Origin of the sequence: Nocardiopsis lucentensis DSM 44048 (assembly GCF_000341125.1) — a bacterium.
GTDB lineage: Bacteria > Actinomycetota > Actinomycetes > Streptosporangiales > Streptosporangiaceae > Nocardiopsis > Nocardiopsis lucentensis.
Genome location: NZ_ANBC01000016.1, coordinates 1 through 18,775, shown reverse-complemented (window position 1 = coordinate 18,775; position 18,775 = coordinate 1). Strand labels below are relative to the sequence as shown.

Here is an 18,775-nt window from a genome sequence, read left to right as displayed (position 1 = left end):
GGCCGCCGAAGAAGCCCAGCCATGTGGGCAGCTTGATCCGGTGGTAGCGCTGCCAGAGCACCGCCGTGACGATACCGATGACGATGCCGCCGAGGACGTCGCTGGGGTTCTTCACCCCCCAGTTGACGATGGACGCGGAGTCCACCACCAGTGTGACCCGTTCACCGATCTCTCCGCCCTGCTCGAAGAAGAGCAGTTTGGTGACGCGGTCGAACACCAGGTAGCCGACCAGGGCGGCCAGCGCGGTCGAGCCGTCCGCGCGCTTGGCGAACCCGATCGCCACACCGACCGCGAAGAGCAGCGGCATCGCCTCGAACAGGGCGTTGCCCGCCTGGCCGATCACGCCGGCGACGGTCTCCATCCAGCTCATTCCGGGCCAGCTGGCGACACCGTCGGCACCCAGGAGGTCGGGTTGCCCGAGGCGCAGGAGGAGGGCGGCGGCGGGCAGGACCGCGATGGGCATCATCATGCTGCGGCCCAGGCGTTGCAGCACCGCCAGGGAACTGGACGACCGTTGCGGCGTCGACCGTTCGGTCGTGGCGGGGGATTGGTCCGGACTCATGGGGGGCCTTTCTCGGACTGCGCCCTCCGGGCGCGATGTTGAGGGAGTGCGGCCGACACCCACCCGTCACGACGGGCGGCGCCCACCGCACACCCCCTGCTCAGTCGCCGTGCCGACGGGGGTCCAGCCGCGAGTGCAGCTGGTAGCGGTCGGCGCGGTAGGTGGACAGCGCCAACTCCACGCACTGTCCCTTCGCGAAGCTCCGGCGCTGCATGACCAGCACCGGGCTGCCGGCGGGCAGACCGAGCAGCCGGGAGTCCGCGGAGTCGCAGATCCCCGCCTCGATCGTCTGCTCACCGGAGTCCAGGAGGATGTCGTACTCGTTCTCCAGCACCTCGTACAGGGAGCGCTCGGCCAGGTCGAAGTCCTCCAGCCCCGGCACCATCGCCGCCGGGATGTTGGAGCGCTCGACCGCCATGGGCTCGTCGTCGGCGGTGCGCATCCGCTCGATGTGGTGGACCAGGGTGCCGGGCGCGATGTCGAGCATGCGCGCGGTGTGGCCGCTGGCCGGGATGACCTGGCGGATCAGCTCCCGGGCTCCGGGCTCGTACCCGCGGGCGCGCATGTCCTCGCTGAAGGAGGCCAGGACGAGGGACATCTCGATCTTGGGTCGGGCGATGAAGGTGCCCTTGCCGGGGACCCGGTACAGACGGCCCTCGGACACGAGCAGGTCGATGGTCTGGCGCACGGTCATGCGCGAGAGCTGGTAGGCGGTGCTCAGTTCGCGCTCGGACGGGATCATGTCGTCCACACCCAGTCCGGACTCCGTGATCCAGTCCAGGAGCAGGTCACGGAGTTGGCTGTACTTGGGAAGCGGGTTGCTGGGGTCGATCGACATGGGCGGACGGCCTTCTCGTTCGGCGGGTGAGGTCGGCGTACGACCCTAGCGCGAGACGCACCCGGGCACCCTGGCCGGTGTGACCGACCCGTCCCCGGGAGAATCGGGGTAAGACTGGTATAGTCCGGACTAGACCACAGCTCCGACCGCGTGTCAATACATTCCGCGCACGGCGGCCCGCACCCCAGGGAAGGTTCTCCATGACCACCACGACGAGCGTCATGCGCTCCGAGATCGCCGAACAGCCCGAGGCCCTCCGCCGCACGTTCGCGGAGCTGCTCCCGCTGCGCCCGGAGATCGAGGCCCTGGGGCGCTCCACCAAGCACGTGCTCTTCATCGCGCGTGGTTCCTCCGACAACGCCGCGGTCTACGGCAGCTACCTGCTCCAGGCCCACACCGGCCGCCTGGCCACCCTGGGCTCGCCCTCCATCGCCACCGCCTACGGCGCCAAGATCGACCTCTCCGACGTCCTCGCCGTCGCCATCTCCCAGTCCGGCAAGACCGAGGAGATCGTCGAGACCATGCGCTGGGCCGCCGACTGCGGCGCCCGGACCGTCGGCGTCACCAACGGGGCCGACTCCCCGCTCGCGGCCGAGTCCGACGTCGCCCTGGTCACCCGGGCGGGGAGCGAGGTCGCCGTACCCGCCACGAAGACCTACAACACCCAGCTGGCCGCCCTCGCCGTCCTCGCCCTCGGTCTGGGGGCCGACCTGGACGCCGGAGACCTGGAGCGCGTCTCCGAGGGCATCGAGGAGACCCTCGCCGCGCCCACCGACGCGCTGGAGGAGATCGTCGAGCGCATGGTCGCCGTCCAGGGCGCCGTCATCTCCGGCCGCGGCATGGCCTTCTCCACCGCCCTGGAGGCCGCGCTCAAGCTCAAGGAGGCCTGCTACCTGCACGCCATGGGCCTGTCCTACGCCGACCTCCAGCACGGCCCCATCGCGGTCGTCGACCCGCGCACCCCCGCGCTGCTGGTCGCCGCCCCCTCCGGCCCCACGCTTCAGGGCACGGTGGCCCTGGCCGACCGCGTCCGTTCCGCCGGAGCCCCGGTCTTCGGCTTCGGCGGCGGTGACGCCCTCGCCGCGGCCAGCGACCTGTCCGTGCCCGTCCCGAACGTGCCCGAGTGGGTCGCCCCGATGAACCTCATCGTCCCGGCGCAGCTGCTCACCGAGCGCCTCGCCCGCCGCCTGGGCTACAACCCCGACGTCCCGCGCGGCCTGAACAAGGTCACCCAGACCTCCTGACCCCGAATCGCGCCCCCGGTCCAGACCAGTCGTCCGGAAACCCTGGTGCGGCGGGACCGGAGACCTCTAAGCTCACCTCAACCCACGGGGGAGCTCCCCGTCTGTACACGTAACGGAGGACCCATGGCGGACAAGGCGACCGCGATCGTGGCCGGGCTCGGCGGCGCGGCCAACATCGAGGACATCGAGGCGTGCATCACCCGCCTGCGCACCGAGGTCAAGGACCCCGGACTGGTGAACGAGGCCGCGCTGAAGGCCGCGGGCGCCCACGGGGTCATGAGCTCGGGCACCATCGTCCAGGTGGTCGTCGGCCCGGAGGCCGACACCCTCACCGACGACATCCAGGACCTGCTCGACTGACCACCCCCCACGAGGAAGGTTTCCCCCCACATGTCGGACCACGCACTCCGCGTCCTGGCCCCCGTACCGGGCACGGCGCGCCCCCTCGACACGGTTCCCGACCCGGTCTTCTCCCAGAGCATGGTCGGTCCGGGTCTGGCCGTCCACCCCGACTCGGAGCAGGGCGGCGCGGGTGACCTCCAGGAGGCGCGCTCGCCCATCGCCGGAACGGTGGCCAAGCTCCACCCCCACGCGTTCGTCGTGATGGCCCCGGACCAGACCCGGGGGGTCCTGGTGCACCTGGGCATCGACACCGTCGACCTGGCGGGGGAGGGGTTCTCCCTCCTCGTCGAGCAGGGCGACGAGGTGGCCGCGGGCACCCCGGTGGTGCGGTGGTCCCCGAGCGGGGTCGCGGCGCTGGGCAAGTCCCCGGTCGTGCCCGTGGTCGCCCTGGACGCCGCCGCCGACGCGCTCACCGAGCCGGCCGACGGAGCGGTGGACCACGGACAGCCGCTCTTCACCTGGGGGTGAACCCCGAACGTNGGATCCACCCGGGCACGCCGAGGCGGTAGTCTCCGGCGAGCCGCACCCTTTCGCCGGAGACGGGACCCGCCATGAGACTGTCCGTTCCACGCGCCCTGGCCCCGGTCTGCGTGGGCCTGGCACTGATCGCGTCCGCCTGCACCACGGGGGAGGTGGGGTCCTCGCCCCAGACCGACGAACCGCGGCCCAACCAGGGCTCGGAGCCCTTCGAGCCGGTCCTCGCCCCGCGCGTGCTGGAGGAGATGGACCTCGACACCAAGATCGGGCAGCTCCTCGTCCTGACCGCGCAGGGCACCACCGCCGCGGAGAACGCCGCCCAGATCGAGGCGTACCGACCCGGCGGACTCATCTACTTCGACGCCAACCTGACCGACGCCCCGCAGATCGCCGAGATGTCCGCCGGACTCCAGGGCCTGGCGGCGGGCCAGGGCGCCGGCGTCCCCCTGTTCGTCGGCGTCGACCAGGAACAGGGCATGGTCGCCCGGCTGCCCGTGGGCACCCGCTTCCCGGACGCCATGGCCGTCGGCGCCACCGGGGACCCCGCGATGGCCGAGCTGCTCGCCAGCACCACCGCCGCCGAGCTCACCGCGCTCGGGATCAACCTCGACTACGCGCCGGTCGCCGACGTCAACACCAATCCCGACAACCCGGTCATCGGCGTCCGCTCCTTCGGCTCCGACCCCGACCTGGTCGCCGAGATGGTCGTCGCCGAGGCCGACGCCTACGCCGGGGCGGGGGTCGTCCCGGTCGTCAAGCACTTCCCCGGCCACGGCGACACCGACGTGGACAGCCACACCGGGCTCCCGGTCATCGACCTGCCGCGTGAGACGTGGGAGGCCGAGCACCTGCCCCCGTTCCGCGCCGCCGTGGCGGCCGGGGTGGACGCCGTCATGACCGCCCACGTCCTCATGCCGGGGCTGGACGGTTCGCGCGACCCCGAACCCGCCACGCTCTCTCCCGCGCTCATCGACGGTGTCCTACGCGACGAACTGGGCTTCGACGGGGTGGTCACCACCGACGCGCTCAACATGGAGGGCGTGCGCCAGACCCACTCCGACGGCGAGGTCGCCGTCCGTGCCGTCGAGGCCGGGGTCGACCAGCTGCTCATGCCGCCCGACCCCGCGGCGGCGGTCGCCGCCCTGCGCGCGGCCGTCGACGGGGGGCGGCTGACCGAGGAGCGGATCGACGCCTCCGTCCTGCGCGTGCTCACCCTCAAGGAGAAGCGCGGCATCCTGACCGAGGCCCCGCCCGAGCCCATCGACCCCGACGCCGCCGCGGCGGCCGTGACCGACCCCGCACACGCAGAGGCCGCCCAGCGGGTGGCCGACGCGTCGGTGACCCTGGTCCGGAACGAGGACGACCTGCTGCCCCTGGCGGAGGGCACGCGCGTGAGCGTGCGCGGGGAGGGAGCCGACCGTATCGCGGTCACGCTCGCCGACGCCGGACTGGAGGTGGTCGACTCCGGCGCCGACGTGGTCGTCGTGGGCACCGACGGCGCCCGGAGGTCGGCGGCCCAGCGCACGCCGGTCGAGTTCGCGCTCGCCCAGGGGACACCCGTGGTCGTGGTCGCGCAGGGTGGCCCCTACGACCTGGAGGTCTTCCCCGAGGTCGATGCCTACCTGGCGGTCTACTCGTCGGTGGACGTGTCCAGGACCGCCGCCGCACGGGTCATCGCGGGCGAGGTGGAGCCCTCCGGGAAGCTTCCCGTGGACATCCCCGGGGCCGGTGTGGAGGCGGGGACCGGGCTCACCTTCTGACCCGTCCGCCCCCTTCTTGATCGCCGGAAGTGGTTGAAACGTGTCCGGAACGGGAAGAACGCATCCCCGCCCGGACACTCGGGCCCCTCCGAGGACCGGCCGGGTCGGATCCGCGACACGGATGGAGGGGATCGGATGAACGGCACCCGCCGAGGCGTCATCTCGGACTGGGGTGGAGTGCTCACCACGCCGCTGCTCGACTCGATCGGTGCCTGGCTCCGCGACGAGCGCATCGACCACGCCCACTACCAGAGGGTCATGCGCCCCTATTTCGACGGCAGTCTGGACGGGAACAACCCGGTCCACGCGCTGGAGCGCGGTGAGATCGACACCGCCCGCTTCGAGCGTGACCTGGCCGAGCTGCTCAGGCTCACCGACGGCGGCCCGGTGGTCGCCGAGGGCCTCATCCACCGGATGTTCGCCCGGTTCGAGCCGGTGCACGAGATGTACGAGACGCTGCGCGCCGTCCGCCGGACCGGCGTGGGCACCGCGCTGCTGTCCAACTCCTGGGGCAACGGCTACCCCCGCGAGCACTTCGACTCCACCTTCGACGAGATCGTCATCTCCGGCGAGGTGGGGATGCGCAAGCCCGAACCCCGGATCTACCTGCACACCTGCGAACGGCTCGGCCTGCGGCCGCAGGACTGCGTGTTCATCGACGACCTGCCGCACAACATCGACACCGCCGAGGAGCTCGGCATGACCGGGATCCTGCACACCGACGCGGCCACGACCCGGAGCGAACTGGACCGCCTCCTGGCACCCGACACCGCGCACGGCCCCCCGAACGGCTCCGATCCCTCGAACACCCCGGACGCGCGGGACTCCCGCGCGGCCTGACCGGACACCCCGGCCGGCGGGGCGGTGGCGCGTCCACCACCGGTTCCTTGGCAGACTCAAGGGGACCGCACACCATCCCGGAGAGCCGATGTACGTCTTCCTGCCCAGCACCGTCCCCGCCCTCGCCAAGGTCCTCGAGGAGGGGCGGGTGGACGGTGACCCGCTGACCGCCTTCGCGGCCGACCCCGACTCCGGGGTCGACGCGGAGGAGGCCGAGTACGACGCCATGTACGCGGCCGCCGACGAGTCGCTGACCCTGTTGGCGGCCGACCCCGACGCGCCCCGCCGCCGGGTGGTGCTGGCCGCGACCATGCCCGACCACGTGGTCGAGCGTGTGGGCGCGGCGGGTCCCGGGGTGATCCGCGTACGGGTCACCGGTTCCGTGCCCTACAAGAAGCTGGCGTCGGCGCACGTGGACGACGCGGGCGCGGCGGAGGACGTGGCCAAGGCGGCGGCCGACCCGGCCTCCGACGCGGCCGAGGACCACGAGCTGATGTGGTTCGCCGTCCAGGAGCTGCGCTACCTCGTCGAGGAGGACGGCGCGTAGCGCCGCACGGTCGGGCCGTTCAGGACAGCCGCTCGATCTCCTGGAGGATCCGGCGCTTGGGGAGCGCGCCGACCATCTTGCGCACCGGCTCGCCCCCGCGGAAGAGGAGCATGGTCGGTGTGCCCATCACCTCCTGGTCGCGGGTCAGGCCGGGGTTGGCGTTCACGTCGATCCGGACGACCCTGAGCCGGTCGGGCAGGTCCCCGGCGAGTGACTCCAGGACGGGGGCCAGCTGGCGGCACGGAGCGCAGTGCTTCGCGGTGAACACCGCCAGAACCGGCAGATCCGACCGCAGCACGTCCTCGGCGAAGGTCTCCTCGGCGGTGTCGGTCACGTGTGTCGTCGTCATTCTCGCGGTCCCTCCATCTGGCACAGTGGCTCGGGCGCCTCGGGCAGTCGTGCCTCGGCCTCCGCCAACTGCGCGCCCACCTGGTCGCGCACCGATCGCAGCCGGTCGATCAACGCGTCCAGTTCCGCGAGCTTGTCGCGGTAGACGCTGATCGAGGCGGGGCAGGAGTCCCCGGTCGGATGGCCCGACCGGAGGCACTCGACGAAGGGCCGGGTCTCCTCCAGCCCGAAACCGAAGTCCTGGAGCACGCGGATCTGCTCCACCAGCCGCAGGTCGTCGTCGCCGTACACCCGGTACCCGTTGGCCGCCCGCTGCTCGGGCAGCAGTCCGAGGGACTCGTAGTACCGCAGGGTCCGGGTGCTGACTCCCGCCCGTTCCGCGAGTTCACCGATGCGCATGAGACCGAAGATAGACCTTGACGCCGACGTCAGGGCAAGGCCTGTGGCGTTAGCGCGGATCCGTCGTCAGGCGGGAGGTACGGGGCCGGGGTTTACGCGTGTATGGCGGGGAAGAACGGAGGTTTCGCCCTCATCCTCGGCCGCGAAGGGAACTTTCGATGGAGCACACCGTTGAGCGGCTCGGGGAGCTGCTCCGCAGACACCCCGTCGAGAGCGACCGCCTCCTGCGGCTGGGGGCCGTACAGGCGGCCGTCGGTGCGGTCGCGATGGTCATCGGTGCGGGCGTGGTCATCGCGATGATCAGCGGCGCCGAAGGCGGGCTGACCACGGCGGGGATGCTGCTGGGCGTCGGGGTGATCATCCTGGGCCTGGGCATCTGGCGGCTGGTCCAGTGGCGCCGCACCCGGGGCGAGTCCTTCGACGTGCACGAAAGGGGTCTGGTCCACCGGACCTCGGGCACCGTCACCGTGGCTCCCTGGGGCGAGATCACCAAGGTGTACGCCATGGTGGATTCGCTGCCGCTGTCCGAGTTCCGGGGCACCTCGAGTTTCTCGTGCAGTGTCATGCTGCGCGACGGGACCGGGATCTTCGTCGATTCCTTCGTCGAGGACGTCCGGCAGTTGGCCGAGACCGTGCACGTCGGGTGGCAGATCGCCCAGCACGGCGACGGCCACGGGAACGCCTGAGGCGTCTTCCGAGGGCCGGGCGCGGACCGGCCGCCGCCCGGCATGGCGGTTCGGCGCGGGCCGGGGGGTCAGCGCCGCCAGAACAGGTGGTGGGTGACCCCGCTGGGGCTCGGCACCGCCTCGTGGTGGAAGCGGTCCTCCAGCTCGTCGGGGCTGTCCCACAGCTTCTCGCCCTTGCCGAGGTCGACCGGAGCGACCGCGACATGCATCGTGTCGACCAGGTCGGCCGCCAGGAACTCGCGAACGGTGGCGACACCGCCGCCCAGACGCACGTCTTTGCCATCGGCGGCCTCCTTCGCGCGCTCCAGCGCCTCGGCCGGTGTCGCGTCGATGAAGTGGAAGGTGGTGTCGGACAGGGCGAAGGAGGGGCGTACGTGGTGGGTGAGCACGAAGACCGGCGTGTGGAACGGCGGTTCGTCGCCCCACCACCCCTTCCACTCGTGGTCCTTCCAGGGGCCGCGCTGGGGGCCGAACTTGTTGCGCCCCATGATCTCCGCGCCGACGTCGCGGGCGAACTCGCGGGTCATGTAGTCGTCCAGCCCGCGCGAACCGCCGGGGTCGGTGCGGTTCGGCCAGCTGGCGGTGGCGCCCGCCCAGGAGAACAGGGCGGTGGGGTCGGCGTGCCCGAAGGGCCGTTCCGGGCTCTGCCCCTCACCGGAGCCGAACCCGTCCCGCGACACGCAGAAGCAGTGGACCCTCAACAGCTGCGACATGCGTTCTCCTCCGGGGATCTTTGATCGCTCTTCGCGGCCGGTGGCACCGTACAACCGCCTGGAGACGAAACGCCCGGAGGAGAGCGATCGCCCGCCGCGTGTCGGTTCGATCTGTCGCCTGACGGTGGCCGTGCGGATGGGCGGCGCCACGGTACGAAGGTGGCGTCGCCCAACGGCACGGATGCCTGGTTCACGCGACGTGGTAGCTCACCCGCCGGGAGCCGATGAGCGTGGCGCCCTCGGGGAGCGCCGCGCCGTCGTCGTCCTCGCAGAGGACCCGCAGCCAGACGTCGCTGTCGTCGGCGTAGGGGTTCAGTCGCTCCAGGTACTCCCACAGGCTGTGGGGGAGGGGCATGCAGGAACACGCGCAGGTGCGGGTGTTGTAGGTGGGGGTGAGGGGAGAGATGCGGCCCGCGAGGGAGATGCCGTCGTCGTCGGGCTCACCTCCCCGGATCACCTGGACCACTTCGGTGTACAGCTCGACGCTGGGCACGATCGTTGACGCCATGGAGTCAGCTCCTAACTCAGAGGAGGTGCCACCCGGTAGGGGTGTGCGACTGAGTCCAGTGTGATTGAGTCTGAACTCAATCACAAGGCATTATCTGTGTTTGAGCTAAAAAATCTCTACCGTGGTGCTGAGCACTACGATGCAGACGCAGAGACACTGCCTGGAAGGGGTTTCCGTGACTGGTGGGCACTCGCCCGGTGTGCGGCGTCGTCGACTGTCGGCCGCGCTCAAGCGTCTGCGTGGCAACAGCGGGCTGTCCGCCGCCGAGGTGGCCAAGCGGCTGGGATGGTCGTCGGCGACCAAGGTGACACGGGCCGAGCGTAACGAGTGGAAGTTCCCCAAGCGCACGGACGTGGAGGCCCTGCTAGACCTCTACGACGTGAAGGGGGAGGAGCGGGAGCACCTTCTCAGTCTGACCGAGGAGGCTCGCGGGCGCAGCGATTGGCATCAATACGCTGACCTTTTCCCTGGATCCCTGCCTGACCTGGAGGCCGAAGCTGTCCGAATTCGGACCTATGAGGTCGTACTGATCCCGGGCCTACTCCAAACGCCCGCTTACGCAGCGGCGATCTTCAAGGCAGGTCAGGTGGTGCCGCCAGATCAGATCGACCGCAAGGTCGAGTCGCGGATGGCCCGTCGCGCGGTGATAGACGCCCCCAACGGTCCGCAACTGACGGCCGTGATCGACGAACCTGCTCTGCGTAAGGTCGTGGGGTCACACGCTGTCATGGCTGAGCAGTTGCGTTTCCTCACGGGGATGGCCGCGCACTACAAGGTGACCGTGTTGGTGGTCCCCGATGAGGCAGGAGCCCATCCGGCCGTCGACGGAGCCTTCACCTTGTTCGACTTCCCCCGGCCAGAGCCGGGTATCGTCTCGATCCCCACCGTGGTCGAGGCGCTGTACGTTGAAGACGGAGACTACTTCGATCAGCACGCGCTGATCTTCGATGCCGTCCAGAACCTGGCACTGGACCCGCAGGGGTCGATCGACCTCATCGATTCCATCGCCGCCGAGCACGACAAGCGAGCCTGACCATGCTGCTGGAATTCCGTAAGTCTTCCTACTCGTCGAGTGGAGAGAACTGCGTCGAGGTTGCCCAGGTGACCCCCTCCTTCCGTAAGTCCTCCTACTCGACATCGCAGGACAACTGCGTCGAGGCCGCCGACCTGCCCACCGGTGCGGCCATCCGCGACTCCAAGCACCCCGAACTGGGCTTTCTCCCTGTCGAGGCCGCCGAGTGGGTGTCCTTCGCCCGACTGGTGGCCTCTCCATCGCGGGTTCTTCGGGAAACCCGCCGGTAACCAGGGGATCGCGCTGGATACTGGCTCTCATGGAGTCGAGGAGGCAGTATGTCTGTCATGAGTATCCGGGACACGGAAGCACCCGACCGGCCCCTGACCGTCGACGATTTGGTGCGCATGCCGGACGACGGGCGGCGCTACGAGTTGGTCGACGGGAGGCTTGACGTGTCCCCGGCCCCCGTCTTCGACCACACGTCCGTGGACTCCCGCCTGACCTACCATCTCATCGCGGAAGCACCCGACGAGTTCACCGTGCTCACCGGTCCGGGTATCAACTTCAACGCGGACCGGACCCATCACCGAATCCCGGACCTGGCGGTCATCCGGGCCGACGCCGCCGAACGCCCTTATCTGACCAAACCGCCGCTGCTGGCCGTGGAGATCCTCTCCCCCGAGAGCGTGCTCCGCGACAGCAACACCAAGCGCGCCGAGTACGCCGCCTTCGGGATCGAGTCCTACTGGATCGTCAACCCGCACCCGGACAAGGTCGGCATCAGTGAGATGCGCCTGGAGAACGGCCAGTACCGGGACATCACTCAGGTCTACGGAGAGGACATCTTCGAAACCGAACTGCCCTTCCCGGTCCGGATCGTCCCGCACTGGCTCGTCGCTGACGGTCCCTGGAAGAAGCACATCGGAGGCTGAGCCACCTCGTCTTCAGGTGACGGGGTCCTCCCACTCACGCTCCCAGACGACCTCACCGGACTCGCCGTCCACGGCGACAACGCCGTCGTCGAGGACCATGAAGGGGGCCGAACAGGCCCGGACTCCACGGTCTCCACCGAGACGCCCTCCGGCGGTTCTCACGTCCAGCCGACCTCACTCACGTAGGTCGATGCTGGGGTCGGGGTGTCTGGGAAGGCGTTGGCGACCGTGTACTCCGTCGGCCGATGCAGGGTCAGTGCGCAGTCCGAGATCGATCACCAGGACCAGGCCCCCGGCGAAGGACGGCGCTGAGCGCCGTACCGGCCGGAACCTCGGCCGGTACGCGGAGGCCATCGTCAGGACCGTGCCCAGCGTGACCACCAGGGTCATCGCCCACAGCGAGACACCGGCCGTGTCGGGGCGGTAGGAGCCGCCGTACTCCACCATCGAGGAGAACGCCGAGGCCGGAAACGCCGCGTAGGCCGTGTACACCGACAGCAGGCCCACCACGACGAGGAACACCGTGAGGCCCGGGTGGTGGCGTTCGACCGGCCCCGCGTCGGCTTGCCACCGAACGCGTCTCAACACCACCCAGAGCACCATCGCGGCCAGGATCAGGGACGCCAGCCACCAGAGGGCGGCCTCAGCGATCGTCGTCCCCTCCGCCGTGGTGGAGAACCGCGTCAGGTCGACGATCGCGAGCAGGACCCCGCCGCCGATCAGCCCCAGGCCGATCCAGCCGACCGCAGCCAGGAACACCTGGGCCCGGCCGCCGGTCCCCGCTCCGCTCTTCACCTGTTCCCCCGTCCCCTGTCCCTCGCCGCGCCCGTGCCCCGGCGGCCATGCCCGGAAAGGGGTGGAACGCCGGATTCGCGCTCGACAAGACAACAGCGCGCGCCGACCCCGGGCGCGGACGTGACCGACCCCGGACACGGACACGGCGGGGCCACGGCTCGGTCTCGGGCCCGTTACCGCCCCGATCCGCCCATACGGCAAGATGGGTGCGTCCCCCGCCCCCGATCCCCGAGGAGTCCGCCATCAGCCGCCTGGTGCTATGGAACGTCGACCTCACCCTCCTCGACGCGGGCCGCGTGATGAGGGCCGCCCACGCGGAGGCCTTCGAGGAGGTCACCGGTGACCCCCTCGTCTACCTGACCTCCGCCGAGGGGCGCACGGACTCGGAGATGTTCTTCGAGTTCTGCGCCCGCAACGACACCGACGTCGAGCCCGACAACGCCACCCTCGAACGCTTTCTGACCGCCCTGGAGGCGGCCTTCGTCCGGCGCGCGGACGAACTCCCCGCCAAGGGCCGCGTCATGCCCGGCGCGACGGCCTCGCTGGCGGCGGTGGCGGGGATGCCCGACACCGTCCAGACCGTGGTCAGCGGCAGCACCCGCGCGACCGCCACGGCCAAGCTCGCGGCGTTCGGCCTGGACTCCTACCTGGACCTGGCCGTGGGCGGGTTCGGATCGGTCAACTACCCCAAGTCCAGCCTCATCCAGTCGATCCGGCTGCACGCGGCGGGCGAGGGCGGCCACACCTACGCCGAGAGCGAAACGGTCCTGGTCACCAGCTCCGTGCCCGACGTGCGCGCGGCGGTGATCGGCGGTGCCACCCCCGTCGCCGTCCTCACCGGGTCCGCCACCGAGGGCCAGCTGCGCGACGCCGGGGCGACGGCGGTCCTGGAGGACCTGACCGACCCGCGCGCGGTGATGACCGCGGTCCACCAGGCGACCACCTCCTGACGCCTCTCACACGCCCTCACAGGAGGCCGCCGAACGGGGGCGTTCACGGGGTGACGGACCCCCGCAATCCGGTTCTAACAGTACGTAATCACCGCGTAACGGTGTTGGTCCTGTTCTCAGTGGCGAAAACCAGTAGCCTGGTCTGCGGGTGGGGACGGGACAACGGCGTCCCGAGACCTCGCCGACCTTCGCCTGTGCGCACAGGTACACACCCAATCACCGTCCACGTGCGTCCCTCGCGGCCAGAGGGGTTCACAGATCCTCACAACACGGCACGGAAGTTCACAGGTCATATGACCGGGTGTTCCTCCGCTGCTCCACGACGTTGCTCACAAAGGAGTGAGAGAGCCATATGTCCGGGCAATCCGACGTCTTCCTCCAGAAGCTGCTCACCGACGCGGCCTCCCGGTGGTCCCCAGGGCCCCGGTTGAGCCCTGATGAGGCCGTCCGCCGCTTCCTCCCCCTCTACTACCGCCACACGGACCCCGAGGAGCTCGTCGGCCGCTCCCCCGAGCAGATCTGCGGCATCGCCGCCTCGCACCGTGAGTTCGGCCTCGAACGGGTGCCCGGCCGCGCCAAGGTCCGCGTGTTCACCCCCACCGTCGAACACGACGGCTGGGAGCAGCAGACCAGTGTCCTGGAGATCGTCACCGACAACGCCCCCTTCCTCGTCTCCTCCGTCACCATGGCGCTCAACGAGCTCGGTGCCGGCGCCCGCCTGATCATCCACCCCCAGATGACCGTCGGCCGCGACCTGGAGGGCGTCCTGCGCGAGGTCGACCCGGAGATCGGCGGCGAGGGCCTGCTGCCCACGGACGAGTCGTGGATGCACATCGAGATCGACCGGCAGACCGACCCCGAGCGCATCAAGGAGATCACCGACCGCGTCGAGAGCGTCCTCAACGACGTCCGGTACGTGAACGAGGACTCCGCCAAGATGAGCGACCGGGCGATCCGGATCGCCGACGAGCTCGCGGCCTACCCCGACCGCCTCGCCGCCGGTGGCGTGGACCCCCGCGAGATCGGCGAGAGCGTCGACTTCCTGCGCTGGGCGGCCGGCCGCCACTTCACCTTCATGGGCTACCGCGAGTACGCGCTGGTCACCGACGAGAACGGCGACGACGCCCTGCGCCCCGAACCCGGATCCGGGCTCGGCATCCTGCGCATGGACTCCCCGGCCTCGACCAGCTTCGCCGCCCTGCCCCCGGAGATCCGCGCCAAGGCCCGCGAGCCCTACGTCCTGGTCCTGACCAAGGCCAACTCCCGCGCCACCGTCTACCGGCCCAAGTACCTCGACTACATCGGCGTCAAGAAGTTCGACGCCCAGGGCAACATCGTCGGTGAGCGGCGCTTCCTCGGCCTGTTCACGCCGCAGGCCAACACCGCGAGCATCACGCAGATCCCGATCATGCGCCGCAAGCAGGCCGAGGTGCTCGCGCTGGCCGGGTTCGAGGCCGACAGCTACGACGGCAGGGACCTCATCGAGCTGCTGGAGACCTTCCCGCGCGAGGAACTCCTCCAGATCCCCGTCAACGAGCTGTACAACATCGTCCGCGGTGTCCTGCGCCTGCGCGACCGGCGCGGCACCAAGCTGTTCATGCGCCGCGACCCCTACGGCGGCCGGTACATGTCCTGCTTCGTGTACATGCCGCGCGACGAGTACAGCACCCGCGTGCGCCTGGACATCCAAAGCGCCCTCGCCGAGGCGTTCGAGGGCGCGACGATGGACCACAACGTCATGGTCGGGGCGGCCCCGCTCGCCCGCCTGTACCTGGTGGCGAGGGCCCAGCACGGGCAGACCCTCGCCGACATCGACCAGGTCGCCCTGGAGGAGCGCGTCCGCCAGGCCGCCCGCTCCTGGGAGACCGACTTCGACACCGCCCTCACCGCGCGGTTCGGCCCCACCCTGGCCACGGAGCTCAAGGACCGCTACGCGAGCGGCATGAACGAGGCCTACCGCGTCGACAACGCGCCGGAGGTCGCGGCCACCGACGTCGGCGAGCTGGAGGAGCTGTTCGGCCGGACCGACCCCGACCAGCGGGCGGGCGAGTTCAGCGTCGAGCTCTACCGGCCCGACCCGGACGCCGACGACTGGCGGTTCCGCCTCTACCGGATCGGTGAGCCCATCTCGCTGAGCCGCGTCCTGCCGGTCCTGGAGAACCTGGGCGTCGAGGTCGTCGACGAGTGGCCCTACGACATCACGGTCAAGGACGTCGGCCGGGTGTGGATCTACGACTTCGGCCTCGGCCCCATTCCCTCGACGGACCTGGCCTCCTCACGGCTCAAGGAGCTGTTCGAGGACGCCTTCGACGCCTCCTGGCGCGACCTCGGCGAGTCCGACCGGTTCAACGCCCTCGTGGCGCGGGCCGGGCTCGACTGGCGCCAGCTCATGGTGCTGCGGGCCTACGCCAAGTACCTGCGCCAGACGGGCGCCACGTTCACGCCGGACTTCATCGCCGACGTGCTCGCCGCCAACGTCTCCATCGCCAACCTGCTGGTGGAGCTGTTCGAGGCCCGCTTCGACCCCGACCAGTCCGACGCCGGGCGCGACGAGCGCTCCGACGCCCTGCTCCGCAAGATCGAGGGCGAACTGGAGGCGGTCGCCAGCCTGGACCACGACCGGATCCTGCGGTCGTTCACGGCGGCGATCAACGCCACCCTGCGCACCAACCACTACCAGGGCCACCCGTACCTGGTGCTCAAGCTCAACCCGCAGGAGATCCCGGACCTGCCGCACCCGCGGCCCCGGTTCGAGATGTACGTGTACTCGCCGCGGGTCGAGGGCGTGCACCTGCGCTTCGGCTCGGTCGCCCGCGGCGGCCTGCGGTGGTCGGACCGCTTCGAGGACTTCCGCACCGAGATCCTCGGCCTGGTCAAGGCCCAGATGGTGAAGAACTCGGTGATCGTCCCCAGCGGCGCCAAGGGCGGATTCGTCTGCAAGCGCCTGCCCAAGGACGGCACCCGCGACCAGGTGATGGCCGAGGTCGTCTCCTGCTACAAGCAGTTCATCAGCGGCCTGCTCGACGTCACCGACAACCTGGTCGACGGCGAGGTGGTCCACCCCGAGCGCACCGTCCTGCACGACGGCGACGACTCCTACCTGGTGGTCGCCGCCGACAAGGGCACCGCGACCTTCTCCGACATCGCCAACGAGATCTCCCTGGGACGGGACTTCTGGCTCGGCGACGCCTTCGCCTCCGGCGGTTCGGTCGGCTACGACCACAAGGCGATGGGCATCACCGCCCGCGGCGCGTGGGAGTCGGTGGCCTACCACTTCCGCGAGATGGGCGTGAACGTCCAGGAGGAGCCGTTCACCGTCGTCGGCATCGGCGACATGTCCGGTGACGTGTTCGGCAACGGGATGCTGCTGTCCAAGCAGATCAGGCTGGTCGCCGCCTTCGACCACCGCCACGTCTTCCTGGACCCCGACCCCGACCCGGCCGCCTCCTGGGCCGAGCGCAGGCGCATGTTCGAGCTGCCGCGCAGCACCTGGGCCGAGTACGACTCCGACCTCATCTCCGAGGGCGGTGGCGTGTTCCCGCGCTCGGCCAAGTCGGTACCGCTCACGCCGCAGGTCAAGGCGGTCCTGGGCATCGACCCGGAGGTCGAGGCGGTCACCCCGGACGAGCTGATCCGGTACGTGCTCACCGCCCCCGTCGACCTGCTGTGGAACGGCGGCATCGGCACCTACGTCAAGGCGAGCACCGAGGCGCACGCCGACGCGGGCGACAAGGCCAACGACCAGGTACGCGTCAACGCCGACCAGCTGCGCGTGAAGGTGGTCGGCGAGGGCGGCAACCTCGGCCTGACCCAGCCGGCCCGGATCGAGTACGCCCGCGAGGGCGGTCGGATCAACACCGACTCCATCGACAACTCGGCGGGCGTGGACACCTCCGACCACGAGGTGAACATCAAGATCATGCTCGACCGCGAGGTGCGGGCCGGCGAACTGTCCAAGGCCGACCGCGACCAGCTGTTCATCGACATGACCGACGAGGTCGCCTCGCTGGTCCTGGACAACAACTACGCGCAGAACACCGTGCTCGCCGCCGCGCGCAAGCAGGACACGCAGATGCTGCACGTCCACGGCCGCTACATGCGCCACATGGAGCGCACCAAGCTCCTCAAGCGCAAGCTGGAGGACCTGCCCTCCGACAAGGTCATCGCCGAGCGGCGCACTGCGGGCAAGGGGCTGACCAGCCCCGAGTTCGCGACCCTGCTGTCCTACACCAAGATCGACCTCAAGGAGCAGATCGGCCGGTCGGACCTGGCCGACGACCCCTACCTGGCCGACACCCTGACCGACTACTTCCCGACGCCGCTGCGCTCGGAGCGCTTCGCCCCGAGCGTGGCCTCGCACCCGCTGCGCCGGGAGATCATCGTCAACCAGGTGGTCAACCAGATGGTCAACCGCTCCGGGGTGACCTCCGCCTTCCGGCTCAACGAGGAGCTCGGCTCCAGCGCCGCCGACATCGCCCGCGCCTACCTGGTCGTCCAGGAGGTGCTCCAGCTGCGCAAGTACTGGGGCGAGGTCGAGGAACTGGACCACGTGATCTCGGTGGACAGCCAGCTGGCACTGCTGTTGGAGACCCGCAAGCTCGCCGAGCGCTCCGCCCGGTGGCTGCTGCGCCACCGCAGCTTCCCCTTCGACATCCGAAGCGAGATCGGCTACTTCGCCGACGGGGTGGGCGAGGTCCTGCCGCGCCTGGTCGACCTGGTCAAGGGGCGCGACCGGGAGGCCTACGTCGAGCGCCGCGACCGGTACGTGTCGATGGGCGTGCCCGCCGAACTGGCCGAGCGGGTCGCCGTGATGGTGCCCGCCTACTCCACCCTCGACCTGGTGGAGATCGCGCACCGCACCGGCCGCCCGGTGGAGAAGGTCGCCGAGCTGTACTTCGAGCTCGCCGACCGGCTCAACATCAGCTGGTGGCGTGAGCGGATCATCGACCTGCCGCGCGACGACCGGTGGGCGACGATGGCGCGTTCCGCGCTCCGCGACGACCTGTACTCCGCGCACGCCGACCTCACCGGGCGCGTGCTGGAGGCGGCCGACACGGATTCGACGGCCGAACTGCTCGACGCCTGGTCCGAACAGAACCGCGACAGCGTGGAGCGGTCGGGGATCACCCTCTCCGAGATCCAGGAGAGCGAGCGCTTCGACCTGCCGACGCTGTCGGTGGCCCTGCGTTCCATCCGTTCCCTGGTGGACTAGGAGATCCCGCCTCGGGCCTTCGCCCCGCTTCGGCGGGGTGACCGCTCCGGGCGACGGAACACGAGGACGGGGTGCGTGGTGTCGACCACGCACCCCGTCGGTCACCTGGGCGTATCGTGTTCATATGGGCGCTTCCACGGATCCGGTGTGACACCACCACCGGATCGGCCAGCCCGTCACCGGCGGCACCGCCGTCCGGAACGCGGGCGGGCGGTGCCGTTCGACTCCGACCGAGGCAGGTGGGGCGCGGCGGGCGGCGCGGAGGGGGATTCTCCTACGGGGCGCACGGGAGAGGGTGAGAGCGTGCGGGAGACCGACGGCTCCGATCCTGGCACGGAATCCGGACCGAAGCTGCTGGACCGCGCCCTGTCCCAGGTCGTGCGGGAGACCGGTGCCTCGGTGGGTTCGGTGTACCTGTGGGCGCCGGGCGATCGGATACTGCGGTTGGTCGCGCTGTCCGGGGGGTCCCGCCAGGTCGCCGCGCCGTGGACACGCGTGTCGCTGGTGGATCCGATCCCCGCGGCCGAGGCCGTGCGCGAGCGGCACC

Annotated in this window: 20 protein-coding genes and 1 pseudogene; 13 read left to right on the top strand and 8 right to left on the bottom strand. The window is 70.2% G+C overall.

The window, feature by feature from the left end; all coding sequences use genetic code 11:
- Positions 1-562 (bottom strand): PTS transporter subunit EIIC (locus D471_RS0100500; protein ID WP_017596815.1); only part of this gene is annotated, 562 nt, incomplete at its 3' end.
- A gap of 100 nt (positions 563-662) precedes the next feature.
- Positions 663-1,400 (bottom strand): GntR family transcriptional regulator, encoded by a 738-nt coding sequence (locus D471_RS0100495; RefSeq protein WP_017596814.1) that lies wholly within the window; start codon positions 1,398-1,400, stop codon positions 663-665.
- Between the two features lie 200 nt (positions 1,401-1,600).
- Here D471_RS0100495 and D471_RS0100490 point away from each other — a divergent pair, with 200 nt between their 5' ends.
- From D471_RS0100490 to D471_RS0100465, 6 genes are all read left to right on the top strand, one after another.
- The gene (locus tag D471_RS0100490; protein ID WP_017596813.1) at positions 1,601-2,644 is read left to right on the top strand and encodes an SIS domain-containing protein; all 1,044 of its coding nucleotides are present in this window, start codon (positions 1,601-1,603) and stop codon (positions 2,642-2,644) included.
- 123 nt (positions 2,645-2,767) lie between these two features.
- The gene (locus D471_RS0100485) at positions 2,768-3,004 is read left to right on the top strand and encodes a glucose PTS transporter subunit EIIB (RefSeq protein ID WP_017596812.1); all 237 of its coding nucleotides are present in this window, start codon (positions 2,768-2,770) and stop codon (positions 3,002-3,004) included.
- Positions 3,005-3,034: 30 nt separating this feature from the next.
- Positions 3,035-3,514: a PTS sugar transporter subunit IIA gene (locus D471_RS0100480; RefSeq protein WP_017596811.1), complete on the top strand. Its 480-nt coding sequence runs from the start codon at positions 3,035-3,037 to the stop codon at positions 3,512-3,514.
- Between the two features lie 83 nt (positions 3,515-3,597).
- A complete protein-coding gene (locus tag D471_RS0100475; protein WP_017596810.1) occupies positions 3,598-5,283 on the top strand; it encodes a glycoside hydrolase family 3 protein in 1,686 nt (561 codons plus the stop codon).
- Between the two features lie 135 nt (positions 5,284-5,418).
- Entirely contained in the window at positions 5,419-6,123 is a 705-nt protein-coding gene (locus D471_RS0100470; RefSeq protein ID WP_017596809.1) for an HAD family hydrolase, read from the top strand.
- Between the two features lie 88 nt (positions 6,124-6,211).
- Entirely contained in the window at positions 6,212-6,670 is a 459-nt protein-coding gene (locus D471_RS0100465) for a DUF6912 family protein (protein WP_017596808.1), read from the top strand.
- A 19-nt stretch (positions 6,671-6,689) separates the two neighbouring features.
- Here D471_RS0100465 and D471_RS0100460 read toward each other — a convergent pair whose 3' ends face one another.
- Both D471_RS0100460 and D471_RS0100455 read right to left on the bottom strand, forming a co-directional pair.
- Positions 6,690-7,019, bottom strand: coding sequence for a thioredoxin family protein (locus D471_RS0100460; protein ID WP_017596807.1), 330 nt, complete (start codon positions 7,017-7,019; stop codon positions 6,690-6,692).
- Entirely contained in the window at positions 7,016-7,417 is a 402-nt protein-coding gene (locus tag D471_RS0100455; RefSeq protein WP_017596806.1) for a MerR family transcriptional regulator, read from the bottom strand. Before D471_RS0100455 ends, D471_RS0100460 begins: the two co-directional genes overlap by 4 nt.
- Before the next feature lie 158 nt (positions 7,418-7,575).
- On the opposite strand from D471_RS0100455, the gene D471_RS32420 reads away from it, so the two are divergent.
- Positions 7,576-8,103, top strand: a complete 528-nt coding sequence (locus D471_RS32420; RefSeq protein WP_017596805.1) for a hypothetical protein — start codon at positions 7,576-7,578, stop codon at positions 8,101-8,103.
- 68 nt (positions 8,104-8,171) lie between these two features.
- On the opposite strand, the gene D471_RS0100445 is transcribed toward D471_RS32420, so the two are convergent.
- Both D471_RS0100445 and D471_RS0100440 read right to left on the bottom strand, forming a co-directional pair.
- On the bottom strand, positions 8,172-8,816 hold the full coding sequence (locus D471_RS0100445) for a dihydrofolate reductase family protein (protein WP_017596804.1): 645 nt from the start codon (positions 8,814-8,816) through the stop codon (positions 8,172-8,174).
- Positions 8,817-9,006: 190 nt separating this feature from the next.
- Entirely contained in the window at positions 9,007-9,324 is a 318-nt protein-coding gene (locus D471_RS0100440) for a hypothetical protein (RefSeq protein ID WP_017596803.1), read from the bottom strand.
- A gap of 121 nt (positions 9,325-9,445) precedes the next feature.
- Between D471_RS0100440 and D471_RS0100435 the strand changes: the two genes are divergently transcribed.
- Genes D471_RS0100435 through D471_RS0100425 form a run of 3 tightly spaced genes read left to right on the top strand, consistent with a single transcriptional unit; the run spans position 9,446 to position 11,271 of the window.
- Positions 9,446-10,357, top strand: a complete 912-nt coding sequence (locus tag D471_RS0100435; protein WP_241479537.1) for a helix-turn-helix domain-containing protein — start codon at positions 9,446-9,448, stop codon at positions 10,355-10,357.
- A gap of 2 nt (positions 10,358-10,359) precedes the next feature.
- Complete coding sequence (locus tag D471_RS0100430) at positions 10,360-10,626, top strand: DUF397 domain-containing protein (protein WP_026127272.1); 267 nt, start codon at positions 10,360-10,362, stop codon at positions 10,624-10,626.
- Between the two features lie 57 nt (positions 10,627-10,683).
- Positions 10,684-11,271, top strand: a complete 588-nt coding sequence (locus D471_RS0100425) for a Uma2 family endonuclease (RefSeq protein ID WP_017596800.1) — start codon at positions 10,684-10,686, stop codon at positions 11,269-11,271.
- Between the two features lie 12 nt (positions 11,272-11,283).
- On the opposite strand, the gene D471_RS39915 is transcribed toward D471_RS0100425, so the two are convergent.
- Together D471_RS39915 and D471_RS32415 are read right to left on the bottom strand one after the other, a co-directional pair.
- The gene (locus D471_RS39915; protein ID WP_161630074.1) at positions 11,284-11,433 is read right to left on the bottom strand and encodes a hypothetical protein; all 150 of its coding nucleotides are present in this window, start codon (positions 11,431-11,433) and stop codon (positions 11,284-11,286) included.
- Between the two features lie 12 nt (positions 11,434-11,445).
- A complete protein-coding gene (locus D471_RS32415; RefSeq protein ID WP_017596799.1) occupies positions 11,446-12,066 on the bottom strand; it encodes a hypothetical protein in 621 nt (206 codons plus the stop codon).
- A gap of 254 nt (positions 12,067-12,320) precedes the next feature.
- On the opposite strand from D471_RS32415, the gene D471_RS0100410 reads away from it, so the two are divergent.
- The 3 genes and pseudogenes from D471_RS0100410 to D471_RS32410 form a co-directional block, all read left to right on the top strand.
- Positions 12,321-13,016 (top strand): HAD family hydrolase, encoded by a 696-nt coding sequence (locus D471_RS0100410; RefSeq protein WP_026127271.1) that lies wholly within the window; start codon positions 12,321-12,323, stop codon positions 13,014-13,016.
- Between the two features lie 352 nt (positions 13,017-13,368).
- Positions 13,369-18,228, top strand: coding sequence for an NAD-glutamate dehydrogenase (locus D471_RS0100405; protein ID WP_017596797.1), 4,860 nt, complete (start codon positions 13,369-13,371; stop codon positions 18,226-18,228).
- 303 nt (positions 18,229-18,531) lie between these two features.
- Positions 18,532-18,775, top strand: a pseudogene (locus tag D471_RS32410) (SpoIIE family protein phosphatase); the annotation flags it as partial.